This is a genomic window from Mycobacterium pseudokansasii (assembly GCF_900566075.1).
GTDB lineage: Bacteria > Actinomycetota > Actinomycetes > Mycobacteriales > Mycobacteriaceae > Mycobacterium > Mycobacterium pseudokansasii.
On the sequence record NZ_UPHU01000001.1, the window covers coordinates 792,189 to 809,136 of the forward strand.

Annotated in this window: 21 protein-coding genes; 11 read left to right on the plus strand and 10 right to left on the minus strand. The window is 69.4% G+C overall.

What is annotated here, in order from left to right; genetic code table 11:
- Positions 1 to 96 precede the first annotated feature (96 nt).
- The 3 genes from EET10_RS03635 to EET10_RS03645 are packed head-to-tail and all read right to left on the minus strand — an operon-like array spanning position 97 to position 2,594.
- Positions 97 to 1,020 (minus strand): ketopantoate reductase family protein, encoded by a 924-nt coding sequence (locus EET10_RS03635; protein WP_036398659.1) that lies wholly within the window; start codon positions 1,018 to 1,020, stop codon positions 97 to 99.
- Between the two features lie 11 nt (positions 1,021 to 1,031).
- Positions 1,032 to 2,189: an enolase C-terminal domain-like protein gene (locus EET10_RS03640; protein ID WP_036398657.1), complete on the minus strand. Its 1,158-nt coding sequence runs from the start codon at positions 2,187 to 2,189 to the stop codon at positions 1,032 to 1,034.
- Between the two features lie 9 nt (positions 2,190 to 2,198).
- On the minus strand, positions 2,199 to 2,594 hold the full coding sequence (locus EET10_RS03645) for a nitroreductase family deazaflavin-dependent oxidoreductase (RefSeq protein WP_122502733.1): 396 nt from the start codon (positions 2,592 to 2,594) through the stop codon (positions 2,199 to 2,201).
- Between the two features lie 102 nt (positions 2,595 to 2,696).
- Here EET10_RS03645 and EET10_RS03650 point away from each other — a divergent pair, with 102 nt between their 5' ends.
- Positions 2,697 to 2,990, plus strand: coding sequence for a DUF427 domain-containing protein (locus EET10_RS03650; RefSeq protein ID WP_036398655.1), 294 nt, complete (start codon positions 2,697 to 2,699; stop codon positions 2,988 to 2,990).
- Here EET10_RS03650 and EET10_RS03655 read toward each other — a convergent pair.
- The 4 genes from EET10_RS03655 to EET10_RS03670 form a co-directional block, all read right to left on the minus strand.
- Positions 2,987 to 3,304, minus strand: a complete 318-nt coding sequence (locus EET10_RS03655; RefSeq protein WP_036398654.1) for a glutaredoxin family protein — start codon at positions 3,302 to 3,304, stop codon at positions 2,987 to 2,989. The genes EET10_RS03650 and EET10_RS03655 overlap by 4 nt on opposite strands.
- 4 nt (positions 3,305 to 3,308) lie before the next feature.
- Entirely contained in the window at positions 3,309 to 3,875 is a 567-nt protein-coding gene (locus tag EET10_RS03660; protein WP_122501901.1) for a peroxiredoxin-like family protein, read from the minus strand.
- 51 nt (positions 3,876 to 3,926) lie between these two features.
- Positions 3,927 to 4,418, minus strand: coding sequence for a YflT domain-containing protein (locus tag EET10_RS03665; protein WP_122501902.1), 492 nt, complete (start codon positions 4,416 to 4,418; stop codon positions 3,927 to 3,929).
- Positions 4,419 to 4,628: 210 nt separating this feature from the next.
- Positions 4,629 to 5,081 carry a hypothetical protein gene (locus EET10_RS03670; protein WP_136624708.1) on the minus strand — a complete coding sequence of 151 codons (453 nt, stop codon included), beginning with the start codon at positions 5,079 to 5,081 and terminating at the stop codon, positions 4,629 to 4,631.
- 104 nt (positions 5,082 to 5,185) lie between these two features.
- On the opposite strand from EET10_RS03670, the gene hemL reads away from it, so the two are divergent.
- From hemL to EET10_RS03705, 7 genes are all read left to right on the plus strand, one after another.
- The gene (gene hemL / locus EET10_RS03675; protein ID WP_122501904.1) at positions 5,186 to 6,517 is read left to right on the plus strand and encodes a glutamate-1-semialdehyde 2,1-aminomutase; all 1,332 of its coding nucleotides are present in this window, start codon (positions 5,186 to 5,188) and stop codon (positions 6,515 to 6,517) included.
- Entirely contained in the window at positions 6,517 to 7,125 is a 609-nt protein-coding gene (locus EET10_RS03680; protein ID WP_036398650.1) for a histidine phosphatase family protein, read from the plus strand. Before hemL ends, EET10_RS03680 begins: the two co-directional genes overlap by 1 nt.
- Positions 7,122 to 7,724, plus strand: coding sequence for a TlpA disulfide reductase family protein (locus tag EET10_RS03685; protein ID WP_036398648.1), 603 nt, complete (start codon positions 7,122 to 7,124; stop codon positions 7,722 to 7,724). The genes EET10_RS03680 and EET10_RS03685 overlap by 4 nt, the downstream gene beginning before the upstream one ends.
- On the plus strand, positions 7,721 to 8,485 hold the full coding sequence (locus EET10_RS03690) for a cytochrome c biogenesis CcdA family protein (RefSeq protein WP_036398646.1): 765 nt from the start codon (positions 7,721 to 7,723) through the stop codon (positions 8,483 to 8,485). The genes EET10_RS03685 and EET10_RS03690 overlap by 4 nt, the downstream gene beginning before the upstream one ends.
- Before the next feature lie 146 nt (positions 8,486 to 8,631).
- Complete coding sequence (locus tag EET10_RS03695; protein WP_036399544.1) at positions 8,632 to 10,176, plus strand: cytochrome c biogenesis protein ResB; 1,545 nt, start codon at positions 8,632 to 8,634, stop codon at positions 10,174 to 10,176.
- Positions 10,173 to 11,147: a c-type cytochrome biogenesis protein CcsB gene (gene ccsB, locus EET10_RS03700; protein ID WP_036398644.1), complete on the plus strand. Its 975-nt coding sequence runs from the start codon at positions 10,173 to 10,175 to the stop codon at positions 11,145 to 11,147. Before EET10_RS03695 ends, ccsB begins: the two co-directional genes overlap by 4 nt.
- A gap of 48 nt (positions 11,148 to 11,195) precedes the next feature.
- Positions 11,196 to 12,494 carry a MinD/ParA family ATP-binding protein gene (locus tag EET10_RS03705; RefSeq protein WP_081260495.1) on the plus strand — a complete coding sequence of 433 codons (1,299 nt, stop codon included), beginning with the start codon at positions 11,196 to 11,198 and terminating at the stop codon, positions 12,492 to 12,494.
- Between the two features lie 16 nt (positions 12,495 to 12,510).
- Here the strand turns inward: EET10_RS03705 and EET10_RS03710 are convergent, their stop codons facing one another.
- On the minus strand, positions 12,511 to 12,657 hold the full coding sequence (locus EET10_RS03710) for a hypothetical protein (protein WP_089025030.1): 147 nt from the start codon (positions 12,655 to 12,657) through the stop codon (positions 12,511 to 12,513).
- Between the two features lie 46 nt (positions 12,658 to 12,703).
- Between EET10_RS03710 and EET10_RS03715 the strand changes: the two genes are divergently transcribed.
- Positions 12,704 to 13,063: a DUF4229 domain-containing protein gene (locus EET10_RS03715; protein ID WP_122501905.1), complete on the plus strand. Its 360-nt coding sequence runs from the start codon at positions 12,704 to 12,706 to the stop codon at positions 13,061 to 13,063.
- A 10-nt stretch (positions 13,064 to 13,073) separates the two neighbouring features.
- Here the strand turns inward: EET10_RS03715 and fabH are convergent, their stop codons facing one another.
- Positions 13,074 to 14,090, minus strand: a complete 1,017-nt coding sequence (gene fabH / locus EET10_RS03720; protein WP_036398638.1) for a beta-ketoacyl-ACP synthase III — start codon at positions 14,088 to 14,090, stop codon at positions 13,074 to 13,076.
- A gap of 104 nt (positions 14,091 to 14,194) precedes the next feature.
- Complete coding sequence (locus EET10_RS03725) at positions 14,195 to 15,067, minus strand: 1,4-dihydroxy-2-naphthoate polyprenyltransferase (RefSeq protein WP_036399541.1); 873 nt, start codon at positions 15,065 to 15,067, stop codon at positions 14,195 to 14,197.
- Between the two features lie 65 nt (positions 15,068 to 15,132).
- Here EET10_RS03725 and EET10_RS03730 point away from each other — a divergent pair, with 65 nt between their 5' ends.
- Positions 15,133 to 15,909: an S-methyl-5'-thioadenosine phosphorylase gene (locus EET10_RS03730; RefSeq protein ID WP_218028430.1), complete on the plus strand. Its 777-nt coding sequence runs from the start codon at positions 15,133 to 15,135 to the stop codon at positions 15,907 to 15,909.
- Positions 15,906 to 16,946, plus strand: coding sequence for an NAD-dependent epimerase/dehydratase family protein (locus tag EET10_RS03735; RefSeq protein WP_036398637.1), 1,041 nt, complete (start codon positions 15,906 to 15,908; stop codon positions 16,944 to 16,946). Before EET10_RS03730 ends, EET10_RS03735 begins: the two co-directional genes overlap by 4 nt.
- Positions 16,947 to 16,948 lie beyond the last annotated feature (2 nt).

Below are 16,948 nucleotides of genomic sequence, written 5' to 3' on the forward strand. Positions count from 1 at the left end.
GGAGGGCCGCAGGCCGCGCAGAGGCGGTGGCAGTCATCGACGCCCTTCTCTCGGTCGCAGCCTCGTCGACGCACCAGGCGTATATCCGACCTCGGATCAGCAGCCGCCCCAATGCTTTTCCACCGACTTGGCCACCGCCGTCAAGGTCGCATTCACCGGCGTCGCCACCCCGACCCGGGCGCCGTACCGCGGGACCGCACCGTTGATGACGTCGATCTCGCTGATCCGGCGCGCTTCGTGGTCCAGCAGGGCCGACGGCTTCGCGTCGGGCATCGCCGCGCCGAAGGCCCGGACATGGGAGACGGGGTCAGTCACCGCCACCGCAATACCCGATGCCCGCGCTACCTCCCACGCCTCGGTCGCGGCCGCGCGGCTCACCGGGCCCATCTCCGGGTCGTCCATCACCTGGCCCACCGTCATCGCGGTCAATGCGCACGGCGCGCTGTAGGCCACATTGCAGATCAGCTTCTCCCACTGCATGGCGGCGATGTCGGTGACCGCGGCGGCATCGAAACCGGCTTGGGTCCAGGCCCGGGCGATCGACTCGACGGTCTCGTGCGGCAGCGACGCATAAGCCCCGAACCGCATGGCGCGCATGGCGTTGTGGCGCACGTGCCCGGGTGCGATCCGCGCCGCGCCGAAGCCGCTGGCGATCCCGACCGCGACCCGCCGGTCTCCGACGATACCGGCGACGGTCTCGGCCGACCCCAGACCGTTCTGGATGGTCAGGACCGCGGTAGCGGCGCCCAGCATCGGAAGCGCCTGCCGCGCAGCGGTTTCCACATCAGCGGCCTTGACGGCCAGCACAATCAGGTCCATCGCCTCGGCGGGGGCGGCGGTGGCGGCCCGCAGCGGCACCAGCTGCTCATAACCGGGTCCGGTGACCCGCAGCCCGTGTCGGGCGATCTGCTCGACGCCGGCCCGCTGCCGATCGATGACCACGACGTCATTGCCCGCGGCGGTCAGCTTGGCTGCATAGATGGAACCCATTGCGCCGCAGCCTATTATCGCGATTTTCATCCGGGGTGCTCCTATGCCGTCAGCTCGGTGATCAGGTCGGCTAAGCCGGGTTTCTGCTCGAGCCCGAAGCCCGGCGCGTCCGTCGGCGAGATCCGGCCCTCGGTTACCGCGCACTCGTCGGGATATCCGCCGAAGGGCTGGAAAACTCCCGGGTAGGACTCGCAACCGCCCAGCCCCAGGGCCGCCGCGATGTGCAGGTTGATCAGGTGCCCGCCGTGCGGGAAGGCGAACCTCCGATCGAATCCGTGCGCCTCGATCACCTGGAGCATCCGCGCATACTCACCCAGCCCGTAGCTCAGGCCGGCGTCCATCTGGAAGACGTCGCGGCCGGGCCGCATGCCGCCGTAGCGGACCAGGTTGGTCACGTCGGGCACCGAGAACAGGTTTTCACCGGTGGCTATCGCGCCGTCGTAGTAGGCAGTCACCTCGCGGTTCAGTTCGAAATCGAGTGGATCACCGGGCTCTTCGTACCAGCGCAGGCCGTAAGGCGCCAGCGCGGTCGCCCAGTGCGTCGCGGCGGACCGGTCGAACCGGCCGTTCGCGTCGACCGCGATGCGTTCGGCGCCCACGACGTCGATCACCGCCTCGATGCGGGCGAGGTCGTCGGGCAACGCGGCGCCGCCGATCTTCATCTTGACCGCGTCATAGCCCTGATCGAGATAGCCGCGCATCTCGTCGCGCAACCCGGCCAGGCCGCGTCCCGGGTGGTAGTAGCCGCCGGCGGCATACACCGCGACCGCGGGCGCCGGGGTTCGCCCGAAATGACGTGCGATGGTCGCGTAGGCGGGTTCGTCGTCGAGTTTGGCGGTAAGGTCCCAGCACGCCAGTTCCAGGGCGGCGGCCGCGGCCGCCCGGTCGCCGTGGCCGCCCGGCTTCTCGTCGGTCAGCGCAGCTGCCAAGACGGCGGCGGGGTCGATCCGGCCGCATTGATCCAGGAGGGCGTCCGGGGCTGCCGACATCAGGCGGGGGGTCATCCGGTCACGCAGGATCCCGCTCTGGGCGAATCGCCCGATCGAGTTGAATGCCACCCCGGTGGCGGGCTTTCCGTGCCGGACCACGTCGGTGACCACTGCCACCAGCGACACCGTGTGGTGGGCGAAGTTGACGACGGCGTTGGCGGGGCCTCCGTGCAGTGCGACCGGGTGTTCCCGGACCGCGGTGAGCCGCATCGCCCGGAGTCAGGAGGTCCGGGTAAACAGCACCGCGTCTTCGAACGGCAGCCGCGCGAAAACTGGCCGCCAGCCGCGGGTCACGTGCGAGGCCGCCTCGGCCATGCTCACCACCCGCGGATCGGTGATGCCAAATACCTTGGCGCGCCGGCGCATTCGCCCGCCGCCCGCCGCCGTGAGGTTTTTCAGCCAGTCCCGGTCCGGGCCGTAGGTGAGCACGATCGCCACGCCGGGCTTGCCGTCGACGGCGGCGTCGAAGGCGTTGACCGGGGTGCGGTACGGCTTGCCGGAGCGCCGTCCGACGTGCTCGATGATCGCGAACGGGGGCAGCCAGCCGGCCCACATCCGCTGAATGGGATTGGTGACATGGCGGTTGAACCGGGCGAGCCGTTGCGGAAACTGCATGCCACCATCCAACTCGCTTCCGGCGGCACATCTCAAGGCGGGCAATCGGCCGCGCCGGCTGTCGAAAACGTGCACTATCGAAACCGACAGGGAGGTGGGCCGATGATTCGCGCCGTATGGAACGGGACCGTGCTCGCAGAAGTGGCGCAGACCGTCAGGGTGGAGGGCAATCACTACTTCCCGCCGGAATCGGTGCGCCGCGAGTATTTGATCGACAGCCCCACCACGTCGATATGCCCGTGGAAAGGGGTGGCCAACTACTACACCGTCGTGGTGGACGGCCAGACCAACCCGGACGCTGCCTGGTATTACCCGGACCCCAGCCCGCGGGCCAGCGACATCAAGAACCACGTGGCGTTCTGGCGGGGTGTGAGCATCGAGGGCCGGCCGGGCTAACGGCGCCTCAGCTTTGGCCCCCGAAATGTCCACGGCCACCGGGTAGACGAGACGTGGGCGAGAAGGTGCGGAGCCTGGTTGCGGACCGCATCGATGACCTGGCCGGCCGTCGGGTTGACCATGGCGATGTCGCCGACGACGACGGTGGGCACGGTCTCGTTGCCATCGGCGATCGAGCGGACCACCGCGGCCGCGTCCGGGTCGGTCCAGATGTTGACCTCCCGGGTGGGCAGCCGGCGTCGTCGTAGCGCCCTGCGCAGGCGCCAACAGAACGGACAGCCCGGACGCCAGTAGACCACGACTTCGCTGGCCATGCCGTTACCCCAGCGACCGATCGATACTCAGCAGCTCGTCGACCGACCACTGGTCGTCGGCGTGACGCCCGTAATGCACCGCGACGAGCCTGCCTTCCGGATCGATGAGAAAGTCCGCGGGCAGTCCCAAATGCGTTGTGCCGTCAGTAGATCCGACGCCGGCGTAAGCCGGGTCGCGGCGATGCCGCAGCGCGTCGCGGTAGCCGCGGACTGAAGCCGACCAGGCACGCGGACTGGCCAGGGCACGCCAGCTCCTCTCCACCCCGAATCGCCGGTAGTGCACCTTGTCGGGGTCGGCGACCACGGCGAACGGCAGCACGGTCGGATATCCGCGCAGCGCGTCGGCCGGCGAGTGAAAGAACACCACCTCGGTGATACCGGCGTCGGTGAGCTGGTCGTGGCGGTCGGCGAAGCTGTGCAGATGCAGACTGCAGATCGGGCACCCGGCAAACCGGCGAAACTGCAGATGGGTGCGCCTACGGGGTGCCGGCACCGGCACGGACCGGCCGGTGATGGTTTCCAGCACCTGTGCGGGAATCGTCGCGCCCGTCGACAATCTGGCAGCCGTCATAAACGTAGTACACCGCGCCGGCTCGGCTGTCTCCAACTTTCAGGCCGGGTTTCAGCGAGCCGCGCTCTGCGCTGCCGGCAGAAAGTGGGCGGCGTGGTCGGCGTACTCGGCGGTGACATAGACGTGGTAACGGCGCGCCAGCAGGCTCTGCTCGCTGGTGAAGTCTCGCTTTCCACCCGTCGACGCATGCGCCGCGAAGCCGAAGACGGCCCCCCACAGCGCGCCGAAAGCAATCGGTAGCAGCAGCACCCACACCCACAGCCATAGCGGACTGACGGCAAAGAGCAGGAACAGCAGGCCGATCAGCGCACCGATCCAGGCGCCGCTGGCCGCACCGGCGAGCGCGGCCTTGCCCTTGGTCATGCGGCCGGTGACTTGTTCGACGGTGCGCAGGCCGTCACCGACGATGCGCACGTGCTCGACGGGAAATCCCCCGTCAGACATGCGGTCTACCAACTCCTGAGCCGCGTGGTAGGTGTCAAACGATGCGACCAGCCGTTGTCCGGTGCTCGATGTCGGGCGTTCCCCCGCGCGGTCGGTCATCAGTCCTCATTCCTCCCGGTTCGTGTCTTTGTCTGTCACTGTCAGTCGTCAGAGGGTTACCCCGTGCCGGCCGGTCGTATGCACACCGCGTCGAATCCGGCCGAAAGCGGTTGTTTGCCATGGCTTTTCGACCTCGGGGCTACTGCTGGTTGGGACACGCCTCGATGGGCACCCGCATGGTCAGGTCGCCGTAGTTGTCGAAGACGAAGGTCACCAGCACCGACGTACCCGGCCTGGCGGATTCCCGAAGGCCACGCACGCTGACGGTGAACGGTTGGTCCGAAGCGCCCTGACCGACCTGCTCGATCGGTTGTCCCGCCGCGATCGACGATCCCGGGGGATTTCCAGTGGCGCGGCCGGAGCGATGTGCACGGCATCGGCCGCGTGGGTGGCGATCGAGAGCAGGTGTTCCGATTCGGTGCTGCGATTGTTGGTGGCCGTGAAAGCCAGCGCCGCGGCGTCACCCACCTGTATCGCACACGATCCGGGTTGAAAGCAGGGCACGATGTAGGCGTTCTGCACCGTCGTGTCCTTGGTGTGGGAGTTCGAGCCGCGGTTGGACGAGTCGATCACCGGGTTGTCGCTGCCGCAGCCGCCGGTGAGTACTGCCGTCACCAGGTCCGCGGATGCCGCGCCCACTCTGGCTGGCTTGCCTACGCCCATGGAGGATGCTTTCCCCGCCATGCGCGTGCTTACACCCGCGCGCGGCCGGCGGACTCTTACACCCTGTAGTTGAACGGGCCGCGGCGGCTGGGACACTAGTCGTCATGGGCAGCACGGACCAGGCGACCGCGCGGACGCGCGTCTCCGCGCAGCTGTTCGCCGACGCCTGCGCGGTGATCGCCGGCGGGGTGAACTCCCCGGTGCGCGCCTTCACGGCCGTCGGCGGCACCCCGCGGTTCATCACCCAAGCGCACGGCTGCCGGCTTAGCGACGCCGACGGCAACCACTACGTCGACCTGGTGTGCTCCTGGGGACCGATGATCCTCGGCCATGCCCATCCCGCCGTCGTCGACGCCGTCGCCACCGCCGCCGCCAACGGCCTGTCGTTTGGGGCGCCGACGCCGGCCGAGACCGAGCTGGCCGCCGAGATCATCGCCCGCGTGGCACCCGTTGAGCGGATACGGCTGGTCAACTCCGGCACCGAGGCCACCATGAGCGCGGTCCGGCTGGCGCGGGGGTACACCGGCCGCGCCAAGATCATCAAGTTCTCCGGCTGCTACCACGGCCACGTGGACGCGCTGCTGGCCGACGCGGGCTCGGGCGTGGCCACGCTGGGCCTGCCGTCGTCGCCGGGCGTCACCGGCGCCGCGGCAGCCGACACCATCGTGTTGCCCTACAACGACGTCGACGCTGTCCGGGAGAGTTTTGCGTGTTACGGCGAGCAGATCGCCGCGGTGATCACCGAGGCCAGCCCGGGCAATATGGGCGTCGTCCCGCCCGGGCCGGGCTACAACGCTGCGCTGCGCTCGATCACCGCCGAACACGGCGCGCTGCTGATCGTCGACGAGGTGATGACGGGGTTCCGGGTCAGCCGAAGTGGCTGGTACGGCCTGGATCCGGTGGCCGCCGACCTGTTCACCTTCGGCAAGGTGATGAGCGGCGGGTTGCCCGCCGCCGCGTTCGGCGGCCGCGCCGAGGTGATGGAGCGGCTGGCACCGCTGGGGCCGGTGTATCAAGCCGGGACGCTGTCGGGCAACCCGGTGGCGGTGGCCGCCGGGCTGGCCACGCTGCGGGCTGCCGACGACGCGGTGTACGCGGCGCTGGACACCAATGCCGACCGATTGGCAGCGCTGCTGGCCGAGGCGCTGACCGAGGCCGAGGTGCCGCATCAGATTCCACGGGCCGGCAACATGCTCAGCGTGTTCTTCACCGACCGGCCGGTCACCGACTTCGCGTCGGCCCGGGCCAGCCAGACGTGGCGTTATGCCCCGTTCTTTCACGCCCTGCTGGACGCGGGCGTCTACCCGCCGTGCAGTGCGTTCGAGGCGTGGTTCGTCTCGGCCGCCCTCGATGACGCCGCGTTCGAGCGGATCGCCGACGCGCTGCCTATTGCGGCCCGTCGGGCCGCCGCCGCCGCCCGAGAGGACAGCGCCTGATGGCCGAAGAAACCCGGGTGCACGTGGTGCGCCACGGCGAGGTGCACAACCCCAGCGGGGTTCTCTACGGCCGGTTACCCGGCTTCCACCTGTCGGATGCCGGCCGAACGCAGGCGGCCGCGGTCGCCGACTTCCTGGCCGGCCGCGACGTCGTCGCGGTGATCGCCTCGCCGCTGCAACGCGCCCAGGAGACGGCTGCGCCCATCGCCGCCCGCCACGATCTGCCGGTGGACACCGACCACGACCTGATCGAATCGGCGAATTTCTTCGAGGGCCGCCACGTCGGCCTCGGTGACGGTGCCTGGCGTGACCTGCGGGTGTGGTGGCAGCTGCGCAACCCGTTCACCCCGTCGTGGGGTGAGCCGTACACCCAGATCGCGCAGCGGATGTCGACCGCGGTGGACAAGGCGCGGGCGCGCGCCGCCGGCCACGAGGTGGTGTGCGTCAGTCACCAGCTTCCGGTCTGGACGCTGCGACTGCACGTGACCGGCAGGCGGCTGTGGCACGACCCGCGGCGCCGCGAGTGCTCGCTGGCGTCGGTGACCTCCCTGGTTTATGACGGCGACCGGCTGGTCGACGTGGTCTACTCCGAACCGGCGGGCTGCTGAGCGTGCGGCGGCTCGCGATTGCTCTGGCCGTGGCAGCCGTGCTGACCGGCTGTTCCGGGCGCGATGCCGTCGCACAGGGCGGCACCTTCGAATTCGTCTCTCCCGGCGGTAAGACCGACATCTTCTACGACCCGCCGGCCAGCCGCGGCCGTCCGGGGCCGCTTTCCGGGCCGGACCTGCGCGACCCGGCGCGCACGCTGTCCCTCGACGACTTCCCCGGGCAGGTCGTCGTCGTCAATGTCTGGGGCCAGTGGTGCGGGCCCTGCCGGGCCGAGGTCACCCAGCTGCAGCGGGTGTATGACGCCACCCACGCATCCGGGGTGTCCTTCCTCGGCATCGACGTGCGCGACAACAGCCGCGACGCCGCACTGGATTTCGTCAACGACCGGCACGTCACGTTCCCGTCCATCTACGACCCGGCGATGCGCACCCTGATCGCGTTCGGCGGCAAGTATCCGACGACCGTCATTCCGTCCACGCTGGTGCTGGATCGCCGGCACCGGGTCGCAGCGGTGTTTCTGCGCGAGTTGCTGGCCGAGGATCTGCAGCCGGTGGTGCAGCGGGTAGCTGCCGAGGAACCCCCGCCGGGACGCCAATGACAGGTTTCACCGAGATCGCCGCCGCCGGGCCGCTGCTGCTGGCGCTGGGCGTGTGCGTGCTGGCCGGGCTGGTGTCGTTCGCTTCCCCCTGCGTGGTGCCGTTGGTGCCGGGCTACCTTTCCTATCTGGCGGGCGTGGTCGGCGTCAACGAGGAGCCACGGCCCCAGCCCGCGGCCCGGTGGCGGGTCGCGGGGTCGGCGGCGCTGTTCGTCGCGGGGTTCACCGCGGTGTTCGTCCTGGGCACGGTCGCCGTGCTCGGTATGACGACCACGTTGATCAGCAACCAGGTGCTGCTGCAGCGGATCGGCGGGGTGCTGACCGTCGTGATGGGGTTGGTGTTCGTGGGTCTGATCCCGGCCCTGCAGCGTCAGGTCAAGTTCAGTCCGCGGCTGTTGACGACGGTGGCCGGGGCGCCGCTGCTCGGCGCGGTGTTCGCGCTCGGGTGGACGCCGTGCCTGGGGCCGACGCTGACCGGGGTGATCACCGTGGCTTCGGCCACCGACGGCGCCAGTGTGGCGCGCGGGATCGTCCTGGTGATCGCCTACTGCCTGGGTTTGGGCATCCCGTTCGTGCTGCTGGCGTTCGGCTCGGCGGGGGCGGTCGCGGGCCTGGGCTGGCTGCGCCGGCACACCAGGGCCATCCAGGTCTTCGGCGGCGTGCTGCTGATCACCGTCGGCCTGGCGCTGGTCACCGGCGTGTGGAACGACGTCGTGTCCTGGCTGCGCGACGCCTTCGTCTCCGACGTGAGGTTGCCGATTTGACGGCGCGAGTAGCCGGGCGAGCCGGGCGAGCTGGGGGCACCTCCCGCTCGCGAGCAGCCGCAAAAGCTCCCAAAACCGGCGGTTTTGGGGGGCTTTTGCGGCTGCTCGCGGGGAAGGCGCGCAACACCTGGCGATCGCTCACGTCGATGGGCACCGCGCTGGTGCTGCTGTTTCTGCTGGCGCTGGCTGCCATCCCCGGGGCAATGCTGCCGCAGCGCAGCCTCAACGCGGGCAAGGTCGACGACTATCTCAAAGCCCACCCCGTGATCGGCCCGTGGCTCAACGAGCTGCAGGCCTTCGACGTGTTCTCCAGCTTCTGGTTCACCGCGATCTACGTGCTGCTGTTCGTGTCGCTGGTCGGCTGCCTGACCCCGCGGATGATCGAGCACGCCCGCAGCCTGCGGGCCACCCCGGTCGCCGCGCCGCGCAACCTGGCCCGGCTGCCCAAGCACGCCAGCTCCCAGATCGCCGGGGACCCCGACGCGCTGGCCGCGACCATCGCGGCCAGGCTGCGTGGCTGGCGCACCGCCGTCCGCCGCAATGACCCGGCCATCCCCAACACCGTCGAGGTTTCCGCCGAAAAGGGCTACCTGCGCGAATTCGGCAATATCGTGTTCCACTTCTCGCTGCTGGGCCTGCTGGTCGCGGTGGCCGTCGGCAAGCTGTTCGGCTACGAGGGCAACGTCATCGTCATCGCCGACGGCGGTCCCGGCTTCTGTTCGGCCTCGCCGGCGGCCTTCGACTCGTTTCGCGCCGGCAACACCGTCGACGGCACGTCGCTGCATCCGATCTGCATCCGGGTCAACGACTTCCAGGCGCACTACCAGCCGTCGGGCCAGGCCACGTCGTTCGCTGCGGACATCACGTATCAAGCCGGAGACGATCTGGCGGCCAACATATGGCGGCCCTACCGGCTGGAGGTCAACCATCCGCTGCGGGTCGGCGGGGACCGGGTGTATCTGCAGGGCCACGGCTACGCTCCCAGCTTCACCGTGACCTTCCCCGACGGGCAGACCCGCACGTCGACCGTGCAATGGCGGCCCGACAACCCGCAGACCCTGCTGTCGTCGGGCGTGATCCGCATCGACCCGCCGGCCGGCAGCTATTCCACCGCCGAAGAACGCCGTCGGCACCAAATCGCGATCCAGGGCCTGCTGGCGCCGACCGAGCAGCTCGACGGCACCCTGTTGTCGTCGCGTTTCCCGGCGTTGGACGCCCCCGCGGTGGCCATCGACATCTACCGCGGCGACACCGGCCTGGACACCGGGCGACCGCAGTCGCTGTTCAGCCTGGATCCCCGGCTGATCGACCAGGGCCGGCTCACCAAGGAAAAGCGGGTCAACCTGCGCGCCGGCGAACAGGTGCGCCTCGATCAGGACGGCACCACCGTTCGCTTCGACGGCGCCGTGCCCTTCGTCAACCTGCAGGTCTCGCACGACCCCGGCCAGACGTGGGTGCTGGTGTTCGCCGTCACGATGATGGCCGGGCTGCTGGTGTCGCTGCTGGTGCGCCGGCGGCGGGTGTGGATTCGGCTGACGCCCGCGGCGGGTACGGTGAACGTCGAGCTGGGCGGCCTGGCGCGGACCGACAACTCCGGCTGGGGTGACGAGTTCGAGCGGCTGACCGAGCGGTTATTGGCCGGGCTTGCCGAAACGGCGCCCGCCAGAAGGAGCCCGCAGGACGTCAGATGAACACCGCACACATCAACATCGGCCTGGCCCGTTACTCCGACTGGGCGTTCACCTCAGCCGTGGTGGCTCTGGTGGTGGCGCTGCTGCTGCTGGCCTTCGAGCTGGCCTACGTCCGCGGCCGCAAACTCGAACCGGTCGCGGTGGCCGCCGGATCGGTCGCCGTCGACAGCGCCACCCCGGGCATCGTGACCGACGGACCGCGGCGACCGTTCGACGAACGCGTCGGGCGAGCCGGGCTGGCAGTGCTCTACCTCGGCATCGGGCTGCTGGCTGCCTGCATCGTGCTGCGGGGCCTGGCCACCCTGCGGGTGCCGTGGGGAAACATGTACGAGTTCATCAACCTCACCTGCATGTCCGGGCTGGTCGCCGGCGCGGTGGTGTTGCGCCGCCCGCAGAACCGGCCGCTGTGGGTCTTCCTGCTGGTCCCGGTCCTGATCCTGCTGACGGTGTCCGGGCGCTGGCTCTACGCCAACGCGGCCCCGGTGATGCCGGCACTGCAGTCGTACTGGCTGCCCATTCACGTCTCGGTGGTCAGCCTGGGTTCGGGGGTGTTCCTGGTTGCCGGCATCGCCAGCATCCTGTTCTTGTTGCGGACCTCGCCGCGGGGCGAACCCGACGCGCAGGGCACCCTCGCCCGTCTCGTGCAGCGGTTCCCCGATGCCCAAACCCTGGACCGGATCGCCTACCGGACCACGATCTTCGCCTTCCCGGTGTTCGGCTTCGGGGTCATCTTCGGCGCCATCTGGGCCGAGGAAGCCTGGGGCCGCTATTGGGGCTGGGATCCCAAGGAGACCGTGTCCTTCGTCGCGTGGGTGGTGTATGCCGCATACCTTCATGCCAGGTCAACCGCGGGTTGGCGGGACCGGAAGGCGGCCTGGGTCAACGTCGTCGGGTTCGTGGCCATGGTCTTCAACCTGTTCTTCGTTAACCTGGTTACCGTCGGTTTGCACTCCTACGCTGGTGTGGGGTGACCAGGCAGCGGGTACAAAGACCAAGTACTGCGACGAGGGGACGTGCACGTGTCTGACCATCCGACGGAGGGCGTGGGGGCGCCACTGGGACAGGAAGGCCCGGAACGCCCGGACGCCGATCGCCCGACGACACAGCTGCCGGCCGGCGAGACGGGCGGCGACTCCAGCGAGGCGCCCACCCGGGCTTTCGCCGGATTCCGCACCGAGCGACGCTTCTCCGAATCGGAGACGCACGTCGTGCCCCCGCCGCCGACCCGCGCCGAACCCCGCGCGTGGGCGGCCACCACGCCGGCCAAGGGGTTGCCGACCATCACGGATGCGCAGCCCTACGGCTACTTGGGCGGACAGCCGGCCGACACCTCGGGGGAGACCGCGCAGCGACCGGCGGGCACGCCGTCGACCCGTTATCCGGAATTGTCCACCAGCACGCTGTTGCGGCAGGTCAAACCGCCGCCGTCGGAGGGTTGGCGCCGCTGGCTCTACATGGTGTCCGGCAAGCTGATCAACCTGGGGGAAAGCCCGCGGGTCAACCGATACAACGACCTGGTGGTTCAGGTGAACAGGCCATTGCGCGGCTGCTATCGGATCGCGCTGCTCTCCCTGAAGGGCGGCGTCGGCAAAACCACCATCACCGCCACCCTGGGCGGTACCTTCGCCTCGATCCGCGGTGACCGGGTGGTGGCGGTCGACGCGAACCCGGACCGCGGAACGCTGAGCCAGAAGGTGCCGGTGGAGACGCCGGCCACGGTGCGCCATCTGCTGCGCGACGCCGACGGCATCGAGCGCTACAGCGATGTCCGTAGCTACACCTCGGTGGGCCCCAGCAGGCTGGAAGTGCTGGCCTCGGAAACCGATCCGGCGGTGTCGGAGGCGTTCAGCGCCGACGATTATGCCCGCACCCTCGAGATCCTCGAGCGGTTCTACGGCCTGGTGCTCACCGACTGCGGGACCGGGTTGCTGCATTCGGCGATGTCGGCGGTGTTGGCCACGGCCGACGTGCTGATCGTGGTCAGCTCGGCATCCATCGATGGCGCTCGCAGCGCCTCGGCAACTCTGGATTGGCTGGATGCACACGGATACGAGGAGCTGGTACGCGGATCGGTCGCGGTGATCAACGCCGTCCGGCCGCGGTCCGGCAAGGTCGACATGCAAAAGGTGGTCGATCACTTCTCGCGGCGCTGCCGCGCCGTGCGGCTGGTGCCGTTCGACCCGCATCTCGAAGAGGGCGCCGAGATCCGCTTCGAGCGGTTGAAGCGGGAGACTCGCGAGGCGCTGATGGAGTTGGCCGCCGTGGTCGCCGACGGGTTTCCCAGCGATCAGCGGCGAACCAACCCGGCGTTCATCTAGGTCGACCTAGCGGCAGTCAGCCTTGTCCCAACCGGCGCAAGAATTCTGGGTCGTCGTCGGGTCCGATAACGCGAGTCTTGGGCCGGCTTGTCTGCGACCGTGCCGCACGCCAGCCGATGTAGATCAGCGTCCCCAATACCAGGACGACGAGCAGGTAAAGCACTCGACACCTCCTGTGAGCGAATATACCCGCGCCGTAGGCTCAGGCTGTGTCAGCAGCGCCTAACGGCAACAGCGCCGAGAAAACCACCGGGCACCGCGGCGTCGTCGACGTGGCGCTCTACGCTACGGCCCGGTTGCTGCTCGCCCTCGTGGTCACCGGGGTGATCTACGGGGTGGCGCGGCTGGCCGGCATCGCCGAGTTCCCGGTTGTCGTCGCCGCGCTGTTCGGCCTGACCATTGCGATGCCCCTGGGTATGTGGATGTTCACTCCGCTGCGCCGGCGGGCGACCGCCGCCTTGGCGTTTGCGGGGGAGCGCAGGCGCGCCGAACGCGAACGGCTGCGGGCCCGGCTGCGAGGTGAGAATCCCGACGATCCTAACTCCGACCAGCGCGCCGGCGAAGGCTGAACCCCCCCGCTTATCCCTTCGGCGCCTTAGGCATTCGGACCACTTGCGCGGCATAGCTGAGGCCGGCGCCGTAACCGATCAACAACGCCAGGTCACCCGGCTTGGCTGCCCCGGTCGCCAGCAGTTCGGCCATCGCCAGCGGAATGGACGCCGCCGAGGTGTTCCCGGTGTGCTCGATGTCGTTGGCCACCACCGCATCCGGCCGCAGTTGCAGGGTCTTGGCGAGTAGTTCGTTGATCCGGCTATTGGCTTGATGCGGGATGAACACGTCGATCTCGTCGGGTGCGATGCCCGCTGCGTCCAGCGCCCGCTGACCGACTTTACCCATCTCGAACGCCGCCCACCGAAAGACGGCGGTACCTTCCAAGCGCAGGAACGGCCGTGGTCCGATCGGGTTCTCGGCGTGGGTGATCCAGTCGATGTCCTGCCGTATCGCCGTGGCCTGTTCGCCGTCACTGCCCCAGACGGTCGGTCCGATGCCTTGCGTCGGCGTCTGCCCGACCACCACCGCGGCGGCACCGTCGGCGAAGATGAAGCAGTTGCTCCGGTCCTGCATATCAACCGTGGGTGACAATTTTTCGGTGCCGATCACCAGCACCGTTCCGGCGCTGCCGCCCCGGATCATGTCGGCCGCGACCCCCACCGCGTATCCGAATCCGGCGCATCCTGCTGAGATGTCGAATGCGGGAACGTCTTGGGTGCCCAACGCCGCGGCAACGATCGGGGCACACGCCGGGGTCTGCAGAAAGTGGGTGCTGGTGGCGACGATCACCCCGTCGATGTCGCTGCCCTCAAGGCCGGCACCGGCGATCGCCTGGCTACTGGCGTCGATCGCCATCGATGCGGCGGATTCCTCGGCGGCGGCGAACCGGCGGGTCTTGATACCCGTTCGGGTGTAGATCCATTCATCGGATGAGTCGATGTTCTGACATATCTCGTCGTTGGTGACCACCCGTGCGGGGCGGTACGCCCCGACGCTGAGCAACCCCACGTTGGTGGTCCCGCTGGCTGTGGCGATCTCCGTCATACCCGTCCTCGGTCGCTGTTATCCACATATCGAGTGTGCGCCCAGGGTCGCGGCGCGCCAACGGCACCCGCCTGAATACGCGGCCGACCCCCCGGCGCGCGCGCTCATGTGGCCACCGCCAAAGCCGCGGCCACCGCGACAGCCCACACCAGCATCGCCAGTCCGGTATCGCGCAGCACCGGGATCAGCTCGGGCCCGCGGCGGCCGGATCGCACCGGCGCGGCGGCACGCAGGGCCGGCGGTGTGGCCACCAGGCCCACGGCACACCACGGCGTCGCGATCGTCAGCAGCAGCGTCAACGCCCCCGCCGTGACCAGCAGCCCCTGGTAGAGGACTCGGGTGCGGGCATCGCCCAGCCGCACCGCCAGGGTGATCTTGTTCGACACGGTGTCGGTCGGGATGTCGCGCAGGTTGTTGGCCACCAGCACCGACGAGGACAGCGCTCCCGTCGCGACGGCCAGCACCAGCCCCACCCAGTCGACCCGCAAGGCCTGGGTGTACTGGGTGCCCAGCACCGCGATCAGGCCGAAGAACACGAACACCGCGACCTCGCCGAAACCGGAGTAGCCGTAGGGTTTCGCCCCGCCGGTGTACAACCACGCCCCGGCGATGCAGGCGGCGCCGACCGCGATCAGCCACGGCTGGCTCACCAGCGCCAGCACCAGTCCGGCCAGCGCGGCGACCGTCAGGCTCACCATCGCCGCGGTCAGCACCGAGCGCGGGGCCGCCAACCGTGAGCCGACCAGCCGCACCGGGCCGGCCCGCTCGTCGTCGGTGCCCCGGATGCCGTCGGAGTAGTCGTTGGCGTAGTTGACGCCGACGGTCAGCGCAACCGCGACCGCCAGTGCCAGGAGCGCCTTCCACCACACGGCGGCATGCAGCCACGCGGCGGCGCCAGTCCCCGCGACGACGGGCGCCACCGCGTTCGGCAGGGTGCGTGGGCGAGCGCCGGCGATCCACTGCGCAAAACTGGCCACCAAGGCATCCTGCCGGTGCCCCGCACCCGCGATCAACTTCCGAGGGCATGGACCACAATGATCGGATGCTCGCAGTGATCGGCGGTACCGGTTTCTACACCTTCTTCGGTCCCGATGCGCGCGCCGTCGAGCCGGATACCCCGTACGGTCAGCCCAGCGGCCCGATCACGATAGGCACCATCGCAGGCCACGACGTCGCATTCCTGCCGCGGCACGGTGTCCACCACCAGTACTCGGCGCACACCGTGCCCTACCGGGCCAACATGTGGGCGCTGCGCGCCCTCGGCGTGCGACGGGTGTTCGCCCCCTGCGCCGTGGGTAGCCTCACTCCCCGGCTCGGTCCCGGCGCGGTGGTGGTGCCAGATCAGCTGGTCGATCGCACCCGGAGCCGGGCCGACACTTACTTCGATTCCGGCGGTGTGCACGCCACCTTCGCCGATCCGTACTGTCCGACGCTGCGCGGCGCGGTCACCGGGTTACCCGATGTGGTCGACGGCGGCACCCTGGTGGTGATCCAGGGGCCGCGCTTTTCCACCCGCGCGGAAAGCCAGTGGTTTGCCGCCGCTGGGTTCAACCTGGTCAACATGACCGGCTACCCGGAGGCTGTCCTCGCCAGAGAGCTTGAATTATGCTATGCAGCAATAGCTTTGGTGACGGATGTCGATGCAGGTGTCGATGTCGGGGAGGGGGTGACGGCGGCCGACGTGTTCGCCAGCTTCGGCGAGAACATCGAGGTGCTCAAGCAGCTGGTGCGGGCGGCGATCCCCCGGGTCGCCCCGGAGCGCACCTGCACCCTGTGCGTGCTGCATGCCGGCGTCACGTTGCCGTTCGAGTTGCCGTGAAGGTGTTGCTGACCGGCGCGGCCGGTTTCATCGGATCCCGGGTGGCCGTCGCGCTGAGCGCCGCCGGCCACGAGGTGGTCGGTGTCGACGCCTTGCTGCCGGCCGCGCACGGGCCCGATGCGCAGTTGCCGCCGGGGTGTCACCGGGTGGACGTCCGTGATGGCGACGCCCTGGCGCCGCTGTTGGCCGGGGTGGACCTGGTGTGTCACCAGGCGGCGATGGTGGGTGCCGGGGTAGACGCCGCCGACGCGCCCGAATACGGCGCCCACAACGACCTGGCCACCACGGTGCTGCTGGCCCAGATGTTCGCTGCCGGCGTACGTCGCCTGGTGCTGGCGTCGTCGATGGTGGTCTACGGGCAGGGCCGCTACCACTGTGGCCGGCACGGATTGGTCGACCCGCTGCCGCGGCGGCGGGCCGACCTGGACGCCGGCGTCTTCGAGCACCGCTGCCCGGTCTGCGGGGACCCGGTCAGGTGGCGGCTGGTGGACGAAGTCGCCGCGGTGCGGCCGCGCAGCCTGTACGCGGCCAGCAAGGCGGCGCAGGAACACTACGCGCTGGCGTGGTCGGAGTCGACGGGCGGCTCGGTCGTGGCCCTGCGCTACCACAACGTCTACGGTCCCGGCATGCCCCGCGACACCCCGTATTCCGGGGTGGCGGCGATATTTCGCTCGTCACTGGAAAAGGGCGAGCCGCCAAGGGTTTTCGAAGACGGCGGTCAGATGCGTGACTTCGTCCACGTCGACGACGTCGCCGCGGCCAACCTGGCCGCCGCGAATCTGACCGCGGCGGACGGCGGCGGGTTCACCGCGGTCAACGTGTGCTCGGGCCGGCCGATCTCGATCCTGGAGGTGGCCACCGTGCTGTGCGAGGCCCGGGGCGACTCGATGTCTCCGGTCATCACCGGGCAGTACCGCAACGGCGATGTGCGCCACATCGTCGCCGATCCGGCGCGAGCCGCCGAGGTGCTGGGCTTCCGTGCGGTCGTGGCGCCGGGCGACGGGCTGCGCGAGTTCGCGTTCGCAGCCCTGCGTTGATA

Excerpts from the sequence above, each read along its gene's own strand:
- EET10_RS03635 (WP_036398659.1), bottom strand. The coding sequence starts at position 1,020 with ATGAAAATCGCGATAATAGGCTGCGGCGCAATGGGTTCCATCTATGCA.
- EET10_RS03640 (WP_036398657.1), bottom strand. The coding sequence starts at position 2,189 with ATGCGGCTCACCGCGGTCCGGGAACACCCGGTCGCACTGCACGGAGGC.
- EET10_RS03645 (WP_122502733.1), bottom strand. The coding sequence starts at position 2,594 with ATGCAGTTTCCGCAACGGCTCGCCCGGTTCAACCGCCATGTCACCAAT.
- EET10_RS03650 (WP_036398655.1), top strand. The coding sequence starts at position 2,697 with ATGATTCGCGCCGTATGGAACGGGACCGTGCTCGCAGAAGTGGCGCAG.
- EET10_RS03655 (WP_036398654.1), bottom strand. The coding sequence starts at position 3,304 with ATGGCCAGCGAAGTCGTGGTCTACTGGCGTCCGGGCTGTCCGTTCTGT.
- EET10_RS03660 (WP_122501901.1), bottom strand. The coding sequence starts at position 3,875 with ATGACGGCTGCCAGATTGTCGACGGGCGCGACGATTCCCGCACAGGTG.
- EET10_RS03665 (WP_122501902.1), bottom strand. The coding sequence starts at position 4,418 with ATGACCGACCGCGCGGGGGAACGCCCGACATCGAGCACCGGACAACGG.
- EET10_RS03670 (WP_136624708.1), bottom strand. The coding sequence starts at position 5,081 with ATGGGCGTAGGCAAGCCAGCCAGAGTGGGCGCGGCATCCGCGGACCTG.
- hemL (WP_122501904.1), top strand. The coding sequence starts at position 5,186 with ATGGGCAGCACGGACCAGGCGACCGCGCGGACGCGCGTCTCCGCGCAG.
- EET10_RS03680 (WP_036398650.1), top strand. The coding sequence starts at position 6,517 with ATGGCCGAAGAAACCCGGGTGCACGTGGTGCGCCACGGCGAGGTGCAC.
- EET10_RS03690 (WP_036398646.1), top strand. The coding sequence starts at position 7,721 with ATGACAGGTTTCACCGAGATCGCCGCCGCCGGGCCGCTGCTGCTGGCG.
- EET10_RS03695 (WP_036399544.1), top strand. The coding sequence starts at position 8,632 with ATGGGCACCGCGCTGGTGCTGCTGTTTCTGCTGGCGCTGGCTGCCATC.
- ccsB (WP_036398644.1), top strand. The coding sequence starts at position 10,173 with ATGAACACCGCACACATCAACATCGGCCTGGCCCGTTACTCCGACTGG.
- fabH (WP_036398638.1), bottom strand. The coding sequence starts at position 14,090 with ATGACGGAGATCGCCACAGCCAGCGGGACCACCAACGTGGGGTTGCTC.
- EET10_RS03730 (WP_218028430.1), top strand. The coding sequence starts at position 15,133 with ATGCTCGCAGTGATCGGCGGTACCGGTTTCTACACCTTCTTCGGTCCC.